Genomic DNA, 16,385 nt, shown 5'->3' on the forward strand with positions numbered 1-16,385 from the left:
GATTTTCCCAGGCGTGACTTTCCATCCGCCCGATGGTAGTTAACCTCACTCTCACGAACATTGAGTTGTCAAGGTTCATTTGAAGAATATAAGGCGTTCTCCATTTGATTCCTTGCCTCTAATCCTCTGCAAAATCGCAGTTTCTAGAGAACGAATCGCGCCCTGTATGCCCTACAGTACTTAGTCCTTTAGTTAAAATGTTAAGTGCGTTCTCATCCCGGCACAACTGAGCACCACAAATACATTTATGGGTACGAGTAGATAAAGTTTTTTTAACTTGTCTACCACAAGATGAGCAGTTGATACTGGTGTATTGTGGAGCTACAGCAATAGTTACTTTACCGTAGGTATTTCCAAAATACTCAAGCCAACATCTGAACTGATACCATTGAAAATCCAAAAAATTTTCAAGATGCTACTAGTGGGCTTTCAAACTTCCCAGTATTTCTTGTAAGTGGTTGTGCAAAAGAAATTATCTAGTTAGAAAAGGGAACGGGGAACAGGGGGTAACACGAGTGCAGGCGACTGTATACACGCACAGACGCTCGTAGGGTGGCAAGACAAGGAGAATCGAACTATTGTGAAAAGATTATGGTTTTCATTCAATTTAAATAGTGTAGTTCTCTAGCTAGCACTAAAAAAAAGTGTTAAAAAATATATAACACGTTTTAAAAAGTATTTAATCATGGTTCAAACTATATCTGTAGCTAGGCTGCCACAGGAGCAGCCCAAGGTTTGGCATGCTTTGGAAACAGCACAAGCGATCGCCTGCTTGGAAACAGATTTAGATCAAGGTTTGAGCAGCGCAGAAGTAGAGCAGCGATTAGCTGATTTTGGTGTTAATGAACTGACAGGGAAAAAAAGTAAACCTTGGTGGTTAAAATTTCTCCTGCAATTTAACCAACCACTGCTGATTATTTTGCTGTGTGCGGGATTAGTGAAAGCAGTCACTGGTAGTTTTGTAAATGCAGGGGTAATTTGGGGTGTCACCACTACCAACGCAATGATTGGATTTATCCAGGAATCAAAAGCCGAAGGAGCGATCGCGGCACTAGCTCAAGCCATTACTACGGAAACAACTGTTATTCGTGATGGTCAAAAATTACGCATTCCTTCACGGAATTTGGTTCCTGGTGATGTCGTATTGCTTGCTTCTGGTGATAAAGTACCAGCAGATTTACGGTTAGTACAAGCGCGAAATTTACAAATAGATGAGTCAGCACTAACTGGTGAATCGGTAGCGGTAGAAAAAAATACTCAATCTTTAACAGCAGAAACCCCTCTCGCAGAGCGTAAGAATATGGCTTACGCGGGTGGTTTTGTCACCTTTGGTCAAGCTATAGGTGTAGTAGTTGCTACTGGGAATGAGACTGAAACAGGTCGAATTTCTCAGTTAATGGAGCAACATACCAACCTTTCTACTCCCTTAACTAGAAAATTTGATAAATTTAGCCAGAGTTGGCTACGTGTAGTTTTGGGACTTGCGAGTCTGACTTTTGTGGTAGGACTCAGTTATAGAAATTTGCAAGATGCCTTAGAAGCAGCCGTAGCTTTAACTGTCAGTGCGATCCCAGAAGGCTTGCCAGCGGTAGTAACTGTAACACTTGCCATCGGTGTTTCGCGCATGGCACAACGGCACGCCATTATCCGGAAGTTGCCAGCAGTGGAAACTTTGGGGAGTGCGACTGTTATCTGTTCTGATAAAACTGGCACTCTCACAGAAAATCAGATGACAGTACAAGCAATTTATGCAGGAGGGCATCAGTATACTGTCACTGGTATTGGTTACGAACCGCAAGGAGAAATACTTCAAGATGACAAACCAGTTAATTTAAACAGTGATAAAGGTTTGCAGGAATGTCTGTTTGCTGGATTGTTGTGCAATGATTCCCACATGGAAAATAAAAACGGCAAATGGGTAGTAGTTGGCGATCCGACAGAGGGAGCGTTAATTATATCTGCGAATAAGGCGGGTTTTAGTCAATCTAACTTAGCAAGACAAATGCCAAGGTTGGATGCGATTCCCTTTGAGTCAGATTACCAGTACATGGCAACTTTGCATGAGACTTCCAGAGGTAAAAGTATTTATGTTAAGGGTTCGGCAGAGGCAATTCTCAAACGCTGCACTTTGATGTTGAATACTGATGGACAACCCCGCCCGATAGATTGTGTAGAAACTCTACGCCAAACAACTATCGAACGAGAAGTAAATATTATGGCGCGGCAGGGGTTGCGAGTGCTGGCGTTGGCGAAAAAGTCAGTCAGCAATGAGCAAATGACGGTGGATCATCCTGATATTGAGACTGGTTTAATTTTCTTGGGATTGCAAGGGATGATAGATCCACCACGCGCAAGTGCAATTAAAGCAGTGCAAGCTTGTCAAGAAGCAGGAATTCAAGTCAAGATGATCACGGGCGATCATGCTGTAACTGCCCAAGCGATCGCTCGCCGCATGGGGATTCATAAAAATGGCTCAGTTCTAGCCTTTACTGGTGCAGAACTAGCAAAAATGGATCGACAAGAATTAGCCCAAGTAGCAGAAGAGGGTGTAGTATTCGCCCGTGTAGCACCAGAACAAAAGCTGCGCCTTGTGGAAGCTTTGCAGTCAAAAGGCGAAATTGTCGCCATGACAGGAGATGGTGTTAACGACGCCCCTGCCTTAAAGCAAGCAGACATTGGTATTGCAATGGGCGGCGCTGGTACAGAAGTTGCCAAAGAAGCGTCTGATATGCTGCTTACTAATGATAACTTTGCCTCTATTGAAGCAGCGGTAGAGGAAGGGCGCGCTGTCTATAAAAATCTTTTGAAAGCAATGTGCTTTATTCTCCCTGTTAATGGTGGAGAATCAATGACAGTTTTGTTAAGCACATTGTTAGCTAGAGATTTGCCAATTTTGTCATTACAAATTCTTTGGTTGAATGTCATCAATTCCATCACCATGACAGTGCCTTTAGCCTTTGAGCCAAAGCCGCAAAACGTGATGAAACAGCCACCACGCAGCCCCAATGAACCATTGCTATCTGGTAGTAGAATCAAGCGAATTTTAGCAATTTCTCTGTTTAACTGGATTGTGATATTTGGTGTTTTTGAGTATATTCGCCAAACTACAGGTAACGTTGATTTAGCACGAACAATGGCGATTAATTCCTTAATTGCGGGACGGATTTTTTATCTATTGAGTATTAGTCAATTAATCCCGAATTTAATTGCCAAGATGGATGGAACGATCCAAGAAAATGTGGATATTCCCGCAATTGGGCTGGGAATTGTGGGAGCGATCGCTTTACAGATTGTATTTGCTCATGTGCCATTGATTAATCATGTATTTGAAACAGCACCTTTAACTCTCCAGCAGTGGTTGTTCTGTTTGGCTGTAGGTTCACCGATGATCGTTTGGGCTGCGATCGCTAATAAGATTGATCCACCAAATTAAATCAGAATCCAGAATTCCTCCTCATTTCGGGCTTCTGTCTCCTGGCTGTCTATTTTCCCCGCCTACGCACGCCAATTCCCAAAATAGCTTCTAATTACTGGGTAATTTGTTGTTAAAATTTCTCAAGAAATAGGCCAACACAAATGAACTTACGCAAAATCCCTCTAAAATCCTCTTAACTCCGTGTTCTCTGCGTTCTCTGCGGTTTATTATTCCATAACTTGTGCGTAAGTCCTGCTCAAAACACAACTCCCTGACTCTTCATTAGATGTCGGGGAGCTTGCAGTTGGTGAAGTAAATCCATAAGTCACCTAATTTAGGAATAATTGAGTCGGATACCTACGCGATCGCTTTCATTTTAAGCAATAAGTTTAAAAATAAATGATAATATATCTCAAGAAAGATACCAAGAGTAAATTACTAGTGAAAAATAATCTTGTTTGCTTCTGATTTGAGGAAAGTTCACTATGGTTGCGACTTTGGATGACACAAAGCGTAGTGCGATCGCTATGGAGATTGCAGATCTCAAAGCACTACAAGAGTTGCTGATTGCTACCGAACAAAAATTACAGCCTGCTGTGAGTAGTGATACCGAGATTAGCGATCGCTTGAATGATTTTATTAGAGATGATCGAGAAAATCTTGCAGTTCTTCAGGAAGTGCTCGCGAAGTTTGATGGTAGTTCGGTTCAGCCTAGAGATAATATCCGGCAGTATGTAGATCAGGTGAACCGTTTGATGGATGGAACTGAGCTGACATTGTATCAGAAAGTTTCTGCCTACGAACGGATCAAGCACCAAGCTGTGATGACTGGCTTGATTGTCCATAAGGCATCTCAAGTGGTTGGTGACGATGTAAAAGAGGCAATTGGTTCCTTAAATCAGGTGAACTTTAAAAATCGCGCCCATCAAGAGCAATTGAAAGGAGTAATGGAAGTTTTGGGTACGCGAGAACTTACAGGTAAAGATCCTGATCAGAGTGTTTGGGCGCGGACTCAAGATGCTGTCGCTGCTGTCAGAGGTATGTTTGAAGGACTAACTCAGTAGGAAAAGGACAAGGGAATAAGGAGACGCGGGGACACGGAGAATCGTGAATTACATTATTGCCCCTCTGAACCTGAAGCTCCTGGTGCTTCTTTCCTAGTCCCTAGCTCCCACTCCCCCTTTCCTCTTTTGCACCCATTGGGGCAATCCATTAAGAAGGTACTACCTGAGAGTGTGATAAGACTTTGTACTTGTAGCTAGATTGAAATAATCAGGCTGGTGAGAAAGCAAGTTTCAGATGCTGCAAGTAGAACAAGTCTTACAAAACCGTTATCAACTTCAATGCCAACTTGGTAACAATGGAGTTCGCCAAACCTGGCTAGCTAATGATTTACAAGCCCCCGATCCAGAAAATGCACTAGTTGTTGTCAAACTCCTAGTCTTTGATGGTATTGTACAGTGGGATGACCTTAAACTTTTTGAGCGAGAAGCACAAATTCTTCAAAATCTTAATCATCGCCGTATTCCCAAGTATGTCGATAATTTTTGTATTGATGACCGAGTACTCTGGTTTGGCTTAGTACAACAATATATTCCTGGTATATCCCTCAAAGAAAAACTTGCTCAAGGACATAGATTTACAGAAAAGCAAGTTCGCAAAATTGCTGTTGAGGTTTTAAATATTCTGACAGTTTTGCACGAGTTGCATCCACCAGTGTTGCATCGGGATATTAAGCCGAGTAATTTAATTTGGGGAGTAGATCATCATATTTATTTAGTGGATTTTGGCGCAGTTCAGGATCAAGTTCTCAGAGAAGGAGTAACGTTTACTGTTGTGGGAACCTACGGTTACGCACCGATGGAACAATATGGTGGTAGGGCAACTCCGGCATCGGATTTGTATGCACTCGGAGCAACATTGATTCATTTGCTAACTGGCATTTCTCCAGCAGAATTACCTCAATCCAATTTGCAGATTCAATTTATTGAGCGAGTTACCATCAGTTTCAGTTTTGCCAGCTGGCTAGAGAAAATGACAGCACCAGCGCCAGAGCAAAGATTTGTCAATGCTCGCGAGGCACTAGAAGCTTTAAAATCAGGTTTGGTTGTTAATAAATCAGTCAGAAATAAATTGGTAATACCGTCACGAGAATTAATTAATAACTCTGGGTGTGGTATTAACAATACTAAAGAACAAGTTCCTGATGAAATTCTCGGCTGGAATTGGGGTGCATTTCTCATGCCTTGGTTTTGGTTGTGGACTAATCAAGTTTGGATTGGATTGATCTGTTTATTTCCCTCAGTTGGGTGGATTATGACAATCTTACTTGGTGCAAGAGGTAATGAATGGGCTTGGAGAAGCAAACGCTGGCGCAGCGTGCAACACTTTAAAGAGCATCAAAGAGGTTGGGCGATCGCTGGACTTTTAATTGGTGCACCCTTTAGTTTGATTTTGTGGGGAGGAGCGATCGCCTTTATCGCATCTTTGTTGTAATACAGGTTACAGGTTATAGGTTACAGAAGAGGAGTGGGGGAGTGGATCTGTAGTAAAAATCCTTCTCCTTGTTCCCTGTCCCCTATTCCCTGTTCCCTGTTCCCTGTCCCCTGTTCCCTGTCCCCTATCCCCTACCTTTGGAGTTGCTATTTGTAATATCTTCTCCAGCAACCAAGGAGCAAAACGTTGACACCAGACTGCGATATGACTTTGCCATCCCACTAAAATTTCTGGTGAATCTTTTTGCAAGCCGAGAACAAGCGCTTTTGCTACTTTTTGAGGAGTCATTGGCATTACCCAACGAAATAACTCTAAATCTCTTACCATATCTGTATCTGTAAGAGTTGGCAGCAATGCCATCACCCGAATATTATATGGAGCTAACTCACTGCGCAAAGCTTGAGTAAATCCGACGATCGCAAATTTGGTGGCTGAATATGTCGCCATCGTTGGAGCGGCTACTTTCCCCATCAAGCTGGAAACATTAACTATTGTCCCTTCCCTGCGGCTTGCCATGCGTCGAGCCATCATATGAGTTAAAGAGTAGGTTCCCAATAAATTGAGAGATAGTTCTTCTTGAACTTGGGGAAGTTTAGATTGCAAAAAAGAGTTTTGGTGTGCTACACCTGCACAATTGACTAATATATGAATTGGCCCATAACTGCGCCACAACTGGGCGATCGCAATATGAACAAATACTGGCTTAGTCAAATCAACTGCCATAATCGTGGCTTCTACTCCCATTGCCTCGATTTCTTTGGCTACCTCTGCTAACTTATGGCGATCGCGTGCCACTAATATCAACCGTTTTATGCCTTGTTGCGCTAGTTCTAGAGCGATCGCACGTCCAATTCCACGGGAAGCCCCTGTTACTAGAGCTACTTTACCCTGAATATTCATGGATTTAAAACCTCCAGAATTCTAGTCTTACCGCACCTGTGTCATCTACAAACTTCATGAGAGCTTTTTCGCAATCCGGTATCAGTAAGACGAAATTTAATCTCACTAAAAATCCACAGCCGTAAATCAACACTTGACGCGATCGGCAAAATGGATGTGGCTCATAGTTCACTCCTCTCCTAAATACTTAGGATTTACGTGTATCTTTGCACAAACACAATCTAACAGTTAAATCAAGTACCCGCAATATTTTTTAATAAGAATTTCTTAATACTCATAAGTAATAAATGCATATAATGTATGGAGACTAAAACTAGATTTTTTATATAAGTTTTTCTTAATAATCGTTGAAAAATAACTTGATTTATTTTACAAATATGCCAAAAAATGCTTTTTTCTTGAAAAAGAAGCTCTTTTAAAAACTTTTAGAACTAAACTTCTAATGTAAATGAGCTGAACTCACATTGAGTTGAAGCAAATAACAGATTGATTGCAAAATCATATTTTTAGGTAATAACGACCACTGTCTTGGAAAGCTTTGAAGTTCCCTCCGGGACGCTGCGCGAACGCCGGTTTCCGGCGCACCCTACGGGAAGCCGCAAAGCGTCTACAAACTTTCCGCAGATAAACACAGATGCACACGGATAAATTATCTGTGTTCATCTGTGTCCATCTGTGTTCGATTTCTAAAAATATGATTTTTGCTTTGCCATTTTAGTTCACAATAAGATCCCCGACTTTTCACAAAAGTCGGGGATCTGTGACTTTAAAAATTAAGATTCAACTAATCCTACAGGGCAACTAACATTTGTTCCACCCAAACCACAATACCCACCAGGATTTTTGGCTAAATACTGCTGATGGTAATCTTCAGCGTAGTAAAACTCAGGCGCATCTAGAATTTCTGTAGTGATGTTTCCGTAACCTGCTTCCTTGAGAGCTTTTTGATACACATCTCGCGATGCTTCTGCTAACTTTCTTTGTTCCTCAGAATAAACATAAATCCCAGAACGGTACTGAGTGCCAACGTCGTTACCCTGACGCATTCCTTGGGTGGGATCGTGATTTTCCCAAAAGACTTTGAGTATGTCACTGTAACTAATTACTTTGGGATCAAAGACAACCAGAACCACTTCATTGTGACCGGTCATGCCGCTACAGACTTCTCTGTATGTAGGGTTAGGCGTAACGCCCGCAGCATAGCCAACTGCCGTAGTGTATACTCCAGATAATTGCCAAAATTTGCGTTCTGCACCCCAAAAGCACCCCATACCAAATATGGCCATTTCCATGCCTTCTGGAAAAGGAGGTTTGATCGGATTGCCGTTGACATAATGACGATTGGTGACTGGCATAGCCTCAGCCCGCCCTGGCAAAGCTTGTTCAGGAGTGGGGAGGGATAATTTTTTACCAAATCCAAATAGCACCATTGATTTTGACTCTGATTCTGAGAAATATTTTGACTTTACTTACATATTTTAAAGATTATGGCGATCGCTATTGGGTGGGTTTTCTCTTCTATCTTCTTCATAATTTCCCCCCTCTGGCTGAGTTAGTGCAGTTTCAGAGAAATAGCTATTAATCCAATTCAAAATTGGTATTAACAATAACAGTAAAATTCCAGAAAAGATGTCTCCACCCCAACTGTCATGCAACCAATGAAAAGCACCTTCTTGATCTGTACCGTGAAAGTATGCCAGTAAAGTGTTGCGAACAATATTGCCACTCACGCTAATTAATACTGCTATGGATAAAAACGAAGTGGTTATGCGACGAGAAGACAAAGCACCAGTCCAATAAAGTAGCATCAAGCTAACGTAAAGAGTTGTCAACAGCATTTTCAACCCCGCACAGTAAGGGGCAACTTCCACAATCCGTTCTTCTATATATATATTGATGCCATCAACAGTTACCGTCATACCCAACTGATTTAATATAAACCCCGCAGTGCCAGCAATGAAGCTTTGCAAGGGGAAAGTATAAGGAGCAATTAAGTAAGGAACTAAAGTTGGCGTTGCTAGAAAAACTAATAGCAGGGGAAATCTTTGCAATTTCAAGCCTGGAATTCCTTTGAGCCACAAGCATAATCCTATCAGGATCGCACTAAAGGAAAGATTCACCCATTCGCTAAGTCCGCTCAGATAAAAAACTCCCCCAACTAACAACAACACAGCACCCAAGGGATGAGTAATATCTGGCAGTCTTTGCCACAATTTTCGCTGTTTCCAAGCAATATAGGCAGCAAAGGGTAAACCGATTATACCGTGACTAAAATATTCGTGTTCTGTACTAATATTTTTGTGTAACCAACCATCCAGCCAATGTAGTACAACCGGAGCATATAACAGCCCTAAAATACTAACAATTAGCAGGCTAAACAATTGTGGCGAAAGCCAATGTTTTACTTGACGCCGAATGATCATAATTTTTAGCTAGAGTCAATCATCAAACCATCAGCCATCACACTTAGATTGCAACGGGAAGATTGGTTGGCAGTTCAGCAGCGATCGCACTCGAAATTTCTTTGACTTGGCTGTTGCTCAAGCCAGGATACATCGGCAACGATAGAATTTGCTTTGCCAGCATTTCAGCATGAGGAAAGTCACCGACTTGATAACCCAAATCAGCAAATGCTGGCTGGAGATGACAGGGAATTGGGTAATGAATGCCTGTTTGAATTCCTGCTGCCATCAGTTGTGCTTGCATTGCAGAACGTTCCACAGGGCAAGAATCACAAACTCTTATGACGTAAAGGTGATAAACGTGTCCCTCACCGCTATGGTTTTCGATAGGAATAATTCCGCTTGCTGCTAAGGGTGCCAGTTCAGTGTCGTAATCCTGAGCAATCTGGAAGCGATCGCGATTCCACTGAGCAAGATATGGTAATTTTTGGTGCAACACAGCGGCTTGGATTGTATCCAAGCGGCTATTTGTACCACTTTCGGTATGAAAATATTTTTGGGATGCACCGTAATTGCGTAAACGGATCATAGTTTGAGCCACACCTGGATCTCGCGTTACAAGCATTCCTCCATCACCCAATCCTCCCAAATTTTTGCTGGGGTAAAAACTAAAAGCTGCTGCAATTCCTACTGAACCAGCACGATATCCTTCTCGCTCGGCTAGATGTGCCTGTGCTGCATCCTCAAAAATTAGTAATTTGTAAGTATCAGCCAAATCTAAAAGCTGTTTTGGCGATACCATTTGACCGTAAAGATGTACGGGAATAATTGCTTTAGTTTTTGATGTGATTGCTCTTACCGCTGCGTCTAAATCAATTAAAGCTGTGCGAGGATCGCAATCGACAAAAATTGGTTTTGCTCCTGCACGCAAAACTCCAATCAGCGTTGCGATAAAAGTGTTAACTGGTAGAATTACTTCATCTCCAACACCGATATTACAAGCTTGTAAACCAAGGGCGATCGCATCAGTACCTGAGGCTACACCGACACCATATTTTGAGCCACAAGCAGCAGCAAATACAGCTTCAAAATCTGAAAGTGCTTGCCCTAAAATAAAATCTCCCTGTTCTAATACAGTCTGAATTGCCTGTTGCAGTTGATTTTGAATTAACTGATGTTGGAAATTTAAGTTTACAAAAGGGATGGCGATTGGTATATTACTCATTTTCATATATACTCAAAAATCTCATATTAAATTTTTATTAATAAAGTCTTAACATACTTGTTCATTTAATGCCATAATTGGTATTGATTATTGTGCATTACAAGCATAAATTCATTTTTAATATCTATTGAAAACTATTGAATTAACTCAGGATTTTATAGAAATTAAATTCAAAATAACAATTTTGCAAATATTTAAAGATATAAAATACTCCATCTAACCATTTTGGATATTTAACTCATAGAGTGTTTGAAAAAAACAACATCCACTAAAATTTTTACAACTCTTTTAAAACAGAAGCGCTACTTCTAATTTAAAAAGTTGCTCTATGTATGATTTCGGAAATATACCAGGGTAAATTTTTAGTTTCTATTTACTTCTGAGTTTTATCTTACCCAGTTCAACCCCAAGACTAACGTAGTTAGGTATCGATTTTGAAATAACTACGGATTACATTTACAGCACAAGAGATAGAAAATATATACTGTCTACTGAGGCAACCAAATATTTCAAAAAAGAAGTAGTTAGCTAGATGAAAAATTTTTAGTAAGTTAAAATTTTTACTCTTTCCTTGTTGATCCGCAGCGAAATTGGGGAATGCTTAAGAGTAGCGAATAACCCATAAACAGTGGTTACATGAATTACAGTATCGATCAATTATCAAGGTAGTGGTGGGAATGGTGGAGCCTGAAAATAAGTTTTTACCCCTAAAGGATGGTTGGGAATCCTCAGAAACTAAAGAGCAACAACGCCTGAAGGCATTGTCAGAATTAGGTTTACGACAACCAGAAACCATTCCTGTTTTTGAAGAAGCCACTCAAACGGCAGCCCATTTTTTAGAGGCACCGATTTCTATTTTGGGATTTGTGGATCAAGAACGCCATTGGTTCAAGTCAGCAGTGGGTTTATCCAGACTAGGACTAATGAATCAATTAGCGCAAAACCGCCAATTGTTACGTTGGGAGTCTTTTTGCACTCAGGTCGTAGAAGGTTCGCAAGCTGTAGTGATAAATGATACTAAGCATTTAGCAAATACAGAGCTAGCTGCCAGTAAGTTAGTGCAAGATTATGGCATTCGTGCCTATTTAGGAGCACCATTAATAGATGCTTGTGGAAATTGTTTAGGTGCGCTGGCTGTAATGGACTTGGTGCCACGCAATTTTACTCAGCGCGATATTGAATTTTTACAAATAATAGCTCGTTGGAGCATGAGTGAATTTGAGCGTAATCGGCTACTGCAATCTGTTTCAGACAGTACAATTTCTATGAGTACTGCTAATTGGTCACTTCCAGAAGTTAGTACTAGTGAAATCCAAATTAGTCCAGTTACAATTCAAACAGATGTAGTTCCTACTAACCAACTCAAGTTGAAGCTTTTGGAACAGTTAACTCAGGAGTTGCGTACACCCTTAACATCTGTGTTGGGTATGGCTAGTGTACTTGGACGCGAAATATACGGCCCTTTGACTACTAAGCAAAGAGAATATTTAGACATTATCCAACACAGCGGTCGATACTTACTTTCCTTAGTGAATGAAATTACTGAACTAGGAGCAATGGATGAAAGCCAAACTACACTAAATATTGCTCCTGTAGATATTGAAATGTTGTGTCAACAAGCAATAAATACTCTTGAAGAAGCCGCCAATCGTTGTAAGCAAGATATTCGCCTCTCTATTGAACCAGGACGTCATCGCATTTGGCCTTTAGATAAAGACAAGGTACGACAAATGTTGTATCACCTAATTTTTAGCGTGATTCAACTATCTGCAACAGGCAGCGTTGTCCGGCTTCATGTCTCATATAAAGAGAATACGCTCAATATAACGATTTGGGTTTCCCATCCTTGGTTAGGAGATGGAATTACAGAAGTTGATCCTTACTTCAGACTCAATAGCTCACCATTGCTTGAACTAACGAGTGAGACAAAAACTTACGATCACCCAGAAAATCAAGAAATAACACTGAAATTACCACTAGCAATAGATCAGCTGAATAATGGGAGAGTTGCAGTGTCGAGTATCCTGGATCTAACTCAGCAGCATGGTAATCTCTCAAGGGAAAGCTTGGGTTTGTTACTCAGTTGTGAGTTGGCAGAATTACATGGCGGGTACATTTCGATTCAAGGATCACCAGAATCAGGATACCGTTATGTCTTAACGTTGCCACTGAATCAAGAAAAAACACAAGCAATGAGTGATGTTTCCTCAAATACTTCTTCTTAGTACACACAATTTTAGACTGGCGCAGCACAGCAAACACAAAAATATATATACAAGTTTTCTCTTTTGTCTTTAAGCATTAACTGTCTTCAATTAGCATGGACTATGAGTTGAAAAAGTTTCAACTTTTAGAGCTATATAAACTATCATAAATCTGCACTCTGTGCTAATTGCTTACAGTGTCTTATGAATTTAATCTGGCAAAAATTTACATTATCCGATTTACCACTGAAAGAATATCTTGGCACTAGCTACTTACACAGTTTTTTGGTGGGCTTATTGAGATCTTGGCGACAAACTAGTATCTTGATGCAGTGGGGAGACGCAATTTCGGCTGCTTTAGTGAGCTTGGTGTTAATATTGGCACCATTCACTGTGAATAATACAGCTGTGCTGGGGATATTAATGTTGGCTTGTGGAGCCTTTTGGCTACTGTTGACTTTGTCTGATGAAGTTACATCCCCAAATACTCTGTTTGTGACTCCAATTCATCTGCTAGTATTACTTTTTTGGGGAGTTTGTGTAGTTGCTACCGCCTTATCTCCAGAAAAAAGGGCTGCTCTAGCAGGGCTAATAAATTTTACACTCTATTTGCTGCTGTTTGCACTGTGTGCCAGAATACTCACTTCACCCCGGATTAGGTCTTGGTTACTGATTTTATACTTGCATATGTCTTTACTGGTGGGTGTCTATGGGGTGCGGCAGAAGTTTTTTGGTGCTGCACAGTTGGCAACTTGGGTTGATCCTGAATCACCATTGTCTAAGAATACAAGAGTTTATAGTTTTTTAGGAAATCCGAATTTGCTGGCTGGATATTTGCTGCCAGCTGTGATTTTAAGTTTAGTGGCAGTGTTTGCTTGGCGGGGATGGGTGCAAAAATCTTTAGCAATCACGATGTTGGTTGTAAATCTAGCCTGCTTCCGTTTTGCTGACAGTCGTGGTGGTTTTATTGGTTTAGCAGTTGGTTTAGTTGTTTTGGTGTTGCTATTGCGTTACTGGTATGGTGAGTACCTACCCCGGTTTTGGCGAATCTGGTTAGTACCGATGCTTTTTGGGTTTTTTGTCGCTGCTTTTGTTGTCGCTTTTGGATTTTCAGAAACTTTTCGCTTGCGTATTCTCAGTATTTTTGCTGGGCGTGGCGATAGCAGCAATAACTTTCGTATCAATGTTTGGATGGCAGTGATTAAAATGATTCAAGACTATCCAGTATTTGGTATCGGCCCTGGACATGATGTTTTTAATAAAATTTATCCATTCTACCAACTGCCTCGATACAATGCCCTCAGTGCTTATTCGATTTTGCTAGAAGTGGCTGTGGAGACTGGCATCATTGGTTTAACTAGTTTTATATGGTTTTTAGTAGTAATGTTTAATACAGGTTGGTTGCAACTGCAAAAACTGCGCCAAGCTTCAAGTGTAGACGGTTTGTGGTTAATTGGAGCGATCGCTGCCTTGGCAGGTATGCTAGGTCATGGTTTTGTAGATACCGTGTGGTATCGTCCAGCAGTCAATAGTATTTGGTGGCTATTAGTAGGTTTAGTTGCCAGCTACTGGACATCTTCAGCTCAAGCTCAAACTCAACAAGTAAATTCACTTCATTCCCAATCCGCACCCAACTAAAGTCTCACCTGAAAAGGGGAAATAGGTGACAGGGAACAGACAAGAGAAATTGTCATGCTTAGTTGTAGAATTTTACTGTGATCAAATAAATTGAAATTGAAAAAAGCCTTGGAGGATAATCTATCCAAGGCTTTTTGTATATAATCATCTTCCCAATAATGTGCGTTATGGAGTAGTCGTAGATTTCATCAGCAAATTTATTCCCTATAAGTAGTGCTACCCACAGCGTTAGGATCGCGATATCGGGTTGTTTCATCAGTACGTTTTCTACCAGCTAAACCAGCTAAACCCAAAAGTCCAAGCAATCCCAACCAACCCCAATCAAAACCGCCGTCTTCCTCAACTCTAGTACTTGGTGCAGGTGTAGTTTGGACTCCAGGTTGAGTTTGCTGAACTTGTGCTTGTGCAGGTAGAGTTAAGGGCAAAATAACCATACTCAAAGTGACAACACCAGCGCTCACAGCTTTAGTGAAATGACTTTTCATAGTAAAAGTTCCTTGTCTATTTCAAAGTTATTCACCACTGTATCGACTCACCCAGTAAACATAATCAATCTGTAGCTATAAACTCAACTGACGTTAAACTCACGCTTAAGACATATAGATTTCAATTATTCTCTCAAGGTTAGGATAAGAATAATATCCAGTTGAGCATTTATAGTGGTTTAATAGCCCTTTATAAATTCGTTAGCCAGTTTACAAGACTTTTCATTCATTAATTTAGGCACAAGTACAATTCTCAATGAGCGATAAGAATGACGGTTACAAAGTTATTAGTGACAATCGACAAGCCCGGTATTTATATGAGATTCTCGAAACTTACGAAGCTGGTATCCAGTTGACTGGAACTGAAGTTAAATCAATCCGTGCGGGTAGGGTTAATCTCCAAGATGGCTATGCTTTGATTCGCAATGGAGAAGCATGGCTAATTAACGCTCATATTTCACCTTACACAGCTAGTGGACAATATTTCAACCATGAGCCACGCCGTACACGCAAGCTACTACTGCATCGCCAAGAACTTCGTAAACTTATTGGCAAGGTGGAACAGCAGGGTTTGACTTTAGTGCCTCTGAAAATGTATCTCAAACGTGGTTGGGTAAAGGTGACTATAGCTCTTGTCAGAGGGAAGAAACTCCATGACAAGCGAGAAGATCTCAAAAAACGCCAAGATCAGCGTGAAATGCGAAGAGCGATGAAAAATTATTAAGATTAGGGACTAGGAAAGAAGCACCAGGAGTAAGAACGTCAAGCACGATTCTCCGTGTCCCCGCGTCCCCATCTCCCCGTGTCCTCTTCAGTACCCAGTAAATTTTTCTTGCTCTGAATCTTCTCTAAACAAACCTAGCACAGGGCCGAGAATTGCCCCAAATAGAAAACCACCAGCGTGCGCCCAGTATGCAATACCACCACTTTCCATACCAATATTGGTAGGTGCTTCTAAGCTCGCAACGCCGTAAAAAGCTTGTTGGAGAAACCAGAATCCGAGAAAGAAGTATGCTGGAACGCGAAAGGTAGGAAAGAAAAATCCCAAGGGAACTATACCTAAAACCTCTGCTTGAGGAAAGCGGATTATATATGCTCCCATGACACCAGCGATCGCCCCACTTGCCCCTAATGAAGGAACTGCGGAAGTTTGTGAGAAGTACCACTGAGCCAATGTCGCTAAAATACCGCAGCTTATATAGAAAAATAAATATTTAACATGGCCTAGCTTATCTTCAACGTTGTTGCCAAAAATCCACAAAAACAACATATTGCCAGCTAAGTGTAGCAAACCGCCATGCAGAAATTGTGCAGTAATTAAAGTTACCCATTCCGGTACTGGTTGATTGACAATGATACCTCCAAAGCTAGCTGTTAATTCTCGCGGCACCACTGCAAATAGATGAAAAAAACTATCTAAGTATTGGGGAGGTAGACTCGCTTCATAAATAAAAGCAAGAACGTTAGCTGCAATCAGCCCATAGGTAACATAAGGTGTAATTTTTGTTGGATTATTATCTCTAATTGGAACCACAGGAGTCTTTGTTAATTTTTTAGAACAAGATTTACCATACCTAATTTGTTGAGTATTTCTGCCAACCTCTAGATAGATTTAGCACG

13 protein-coding genes and 1 pseudogene are annotated in these 16,385 nt (G+C 41.0%); 6 read left to right on the plus strand and 8 right to left on the minus strand.

Annotated elements, in window-relative coordinates:
* Positions 1-118: 118 nt before the first annotated feature.
* Positions 119-397, minus strand: a pseudogene (locus U2718_RS21540) (zinc ribbon domain-containing protein); the annotation flags it as partial.
* Positions 398-685: 288 nt separating this feature from the next.
* Between U2718_RS21540 and U2718_RS21545 the strand changes: the two are divergent.
* The 3 genes from U2718_RS21545 to U2718_RS21555 all read left to right on the plus strand — a co-directional run bounded on the left by U2718_RS21545 (position 686) and on the right by U2718_RS21555 (position 5,911).
* Complete coding sequence (locus tag U2718_RS21545) at positions 686-3,433, plus strand: cation-transporting P-type ATPase (protein ID WP_341997073.1); 2,748 nt, start codon at positions 686-688, stop codon at positions 3,431-3,433.
* 467 nt (positions 3,434-3,900) lie between these two features.
* The gene (locus tag U2718_RS21550) at positions 3,901-4,479 is read left to right on the plus strand and encodes a hemerythrin HHE cation-binding protein (RefSeq protein ID WP_341997072.1); all 579 of its coding nucleotides are present in this window, start codon (positions 3,901-3,903) and stop codon (positions 4,477-4,479) included.
* A gap of 235 nt (positions 4,480-4,714) precedes the next feature.
* On the plus strand, positions 4,715-5,911 hold the full coding sequence (locus U2718_RS21555) for a serine/threonine-protein kinase (protein WP_341997070.1): 1,197 nt from the start codon (positions 4,715-4,717) through the stop codon (positions 5,909-5,911).
* Positions 5,912-5,917: 6 nt separating this feature from the next.
* On the opposite strand, the gene U2718_RS21560 is transcribed toward U2718_RS21555, so the two are convergent.
* The 5 genes from U2718_RS21560 to U2718_RS21580 all read right to left on the minus strand — a co-directional run bounded on the left by U2718_RS21560 (position 5,918) and on the right by U2718_RS21580 (position 10,444).
* Entirely contained in the window at positions 5,918-6,811 is an 894-nt protein-coding gene (locus tag U2718_RS21560) for an SDR family NAD(P)-dependent oxidoreductase (protein ID WP_341997068.1), read from the minus strand.
* 4 nt (positions 6,812-6,815) lie between these two features.
* Positions 6,816-6,983, minus strand: coding sequence for a hypothetical protein (locus U2718_RS21565; RefSeq protein WP_411813346.1), 168 nt, complete (start codon positions 6,981-6,983; stop codon positions 6,816-6,818).
* A 601-nt stretch (positions 6,984-7,584) separates the two neighbouring features.
* A complete protein-coding gene (msrA, locus tag U2718_RS21570) occupies positions 7,585-8,241 on the minus strand; it encodes a peptide-methionine (S)-S-oxide reductase MsrA (RefSeq protein ID WP_341997066.1) in 657 nt (218 codons plus the stop codon).
* Between the two features lie 48 nt (positions 8,242-8,289).
* On the minus strand, positions 8,290-9,234 hold the full coding sequence (gene crtB, locus U2718_RS21575) for a cyanoexosortase B (RefSeq protein WP_341997064.1): 945 nt from the start codon (positions 9,232-9,234) through the stop codon (positions 8,290-8,292).
* 43 nt (positions 9,235-9,277) lie between these two features.
* Complete coding sequence (locus U2718_RS21580) at positions 9,278-10,444, minus strand: DegT/DnrJ/EryC1/StrS aminotransferase family protein (RefSeq protein ID WP_341997062.1); 1,167 nt, start codon at positions 10,442-10,444, stop codon at positions 9,278-9,280.
* Positions 10,445-11,115: 671 nt separating this feature from the next.
* Between U2718_RS21580 and U2718_RS21585 the strand changes: the two genes are divergently transcribed.
* A complete protein-coding gene (locus U2718_RS21585; RefSeq protein WP_341997060.1) occupies positions 11,116-12,663 on the plus strand; it encodes a GAF domain-containing sensor histidine kinase in 1,548 nt (515 codons plus the stop codon).
* A gap of 183 nt (positions 12,664-12,846) precedes the next feature.
* Positions 12,847-14,280 (plus strand): IctB family putative bicarbonate transporter, encoded by a 1,434-nt coding sequence (locus U2718_RS21590; RefSeq protein WP_341997059.1) that lies wholly within the window; start codon positions 12,847-12,849, stop codon positions 14,278-14,280.
* A gap of 197 nt (positions 14,281-14,477) precedes the next feature.
* Here the strand turns inward: U2718_RS21590 and U2718_RS21595 are convergent, their stop codons facing one another.
* Positions 14,478-14,765 carry a WGxxGxxG family protein gene (locus U2718_RS21595; protein WP_341997058.1) on the minus strand — a complete coding sequence of 96 codons (288 nt, stop codon included), beginning with the start codon at positions 14,763-14,765 and terminating at the stop codon, positions 14,478-14,480.
* A gap of 256 nt (positions 14,766-15,021) precedes the next feature.
* On the opposite strand from U2718_RS21595, the gene smpB reads away from it, so the two are divergent.
* Positions 15,022-15,489, plus strand: coding sequence for an SsrA-binding protein SmpB (smpB, locus tag U2718_RS21600; RefSeq protein WP_341997056.1), 468 nt, complete (start codon positions 15,022-15,024; stop codon positions 15,487-15,489).
* A gap of 87 nt (positions 15,490-15,576) precedes the next feature.
* Here the strand turns inward: smpB and U2718_RS21605 are convergent, their stop codons facing one another.
* Complete coding sequence (locus U2718_RS21605; protein WP_341997054.1) at positions 15,577-16,299, minus strand: rhomboid family intramembrane serine protease; 723 nt, start codon at positions 16,297-16,299, stop codon at positions 15,577-15,579.
* Positions 16,300-16,385: the final 86 nt, after the last annotated feature.

Source organism: Chlorogloeopsis sp. ULAP02, assembly GCF_038404745.2.
Classification (GTDB): domain Bacteria; phylum Cyanobacteriota; class Cyanobacteriia; order Cyanobacteriales; family Nostocaceae; genus Chlorogloeopsis.

What these genes read in the sequence shown, in the direction of transcription:
- U2718_RS21580 (WP_341997062.1), bottom strand. Translation starts at nt 10,444, where the DNA reads ATGAAAATGAGTAATATACCAATCGCCATCCCTTTTGTAAACTTAAAT.
- U2718_RS21595 (WP_341997058.1), bottom strand. Translation starts at nt 14,765, where the DNA reads ATGAAAAGTCATTTCACTAAAGCTGTGAGCGCTGGTGTTGTCACTTTG.
- U2718_RS21585 (WP_341997060.1), top strand. Translation starts at nt 11,116, where the DNA reads ATGGTGGAGCCTGAAAATAAGTTTTTACCCCTAAAGGATGGTTGGGAA.
- U2718_RS21550 (WP_341997072.1), top strand. Translation starts at nt 3,901, where the DNA reads ATGGTTGCGACTTTGGATGACACAAAGCGTAGTGCGATCGCTATGGAG.
- msrA (WP_341997066.1), bottom strand. Translation starts at nt 8,241, where the DNA reads ATGGTGCTATTTGGATTTGGTAAAAAATTATCCCTCCCCACTCCTGAA.
- smpB (WP_341997056.1), top strand. Translation starts at nt 15,022, where the DNA reads ATGAGCGATAAGAATGACGGTTACAAAGTTATTAGTGACAATCGACAA.
- U2718_RS21590 (WP_341997059.1), top strand. Translation starts at nt 12,847, where the DNA reads ATGAATTTAATCTGGCAAAAATTTACATTATCCGATTTACCACTGAAA.
- U2718_RS21555 (WP_341997070.1), top strand. Translation starts at nt 4,715, where the DNA reads ATGCTGCAAGTAGAACAAGTCTTACAAAACCGTTATCAACTTCAATGC.
- crtB (WP_341997064.1), bottom strand. Translation starts at nt 9,234, where the DNA reads ATGATCATTCGGCGTCAAGTAAAACATTGGCTTTCGCCACAATTGTTT.
- U2718_RS21560 (WP_341997068.1), bottom strand. Translation starts at nt 6,811, where the DNA reads ATGAATATTCAGGGTAAAGTAGCTCTAGTAACAGGGGCTTCCCGTGGA.
- U2718_RS21545 (WP_341997073.1), top strand. Translation starts at nt 686, where the DNA reads ATGGTTCAAACTATATCTGTAGCTAGGCTGCCACAGGAGCAGCCCAAG.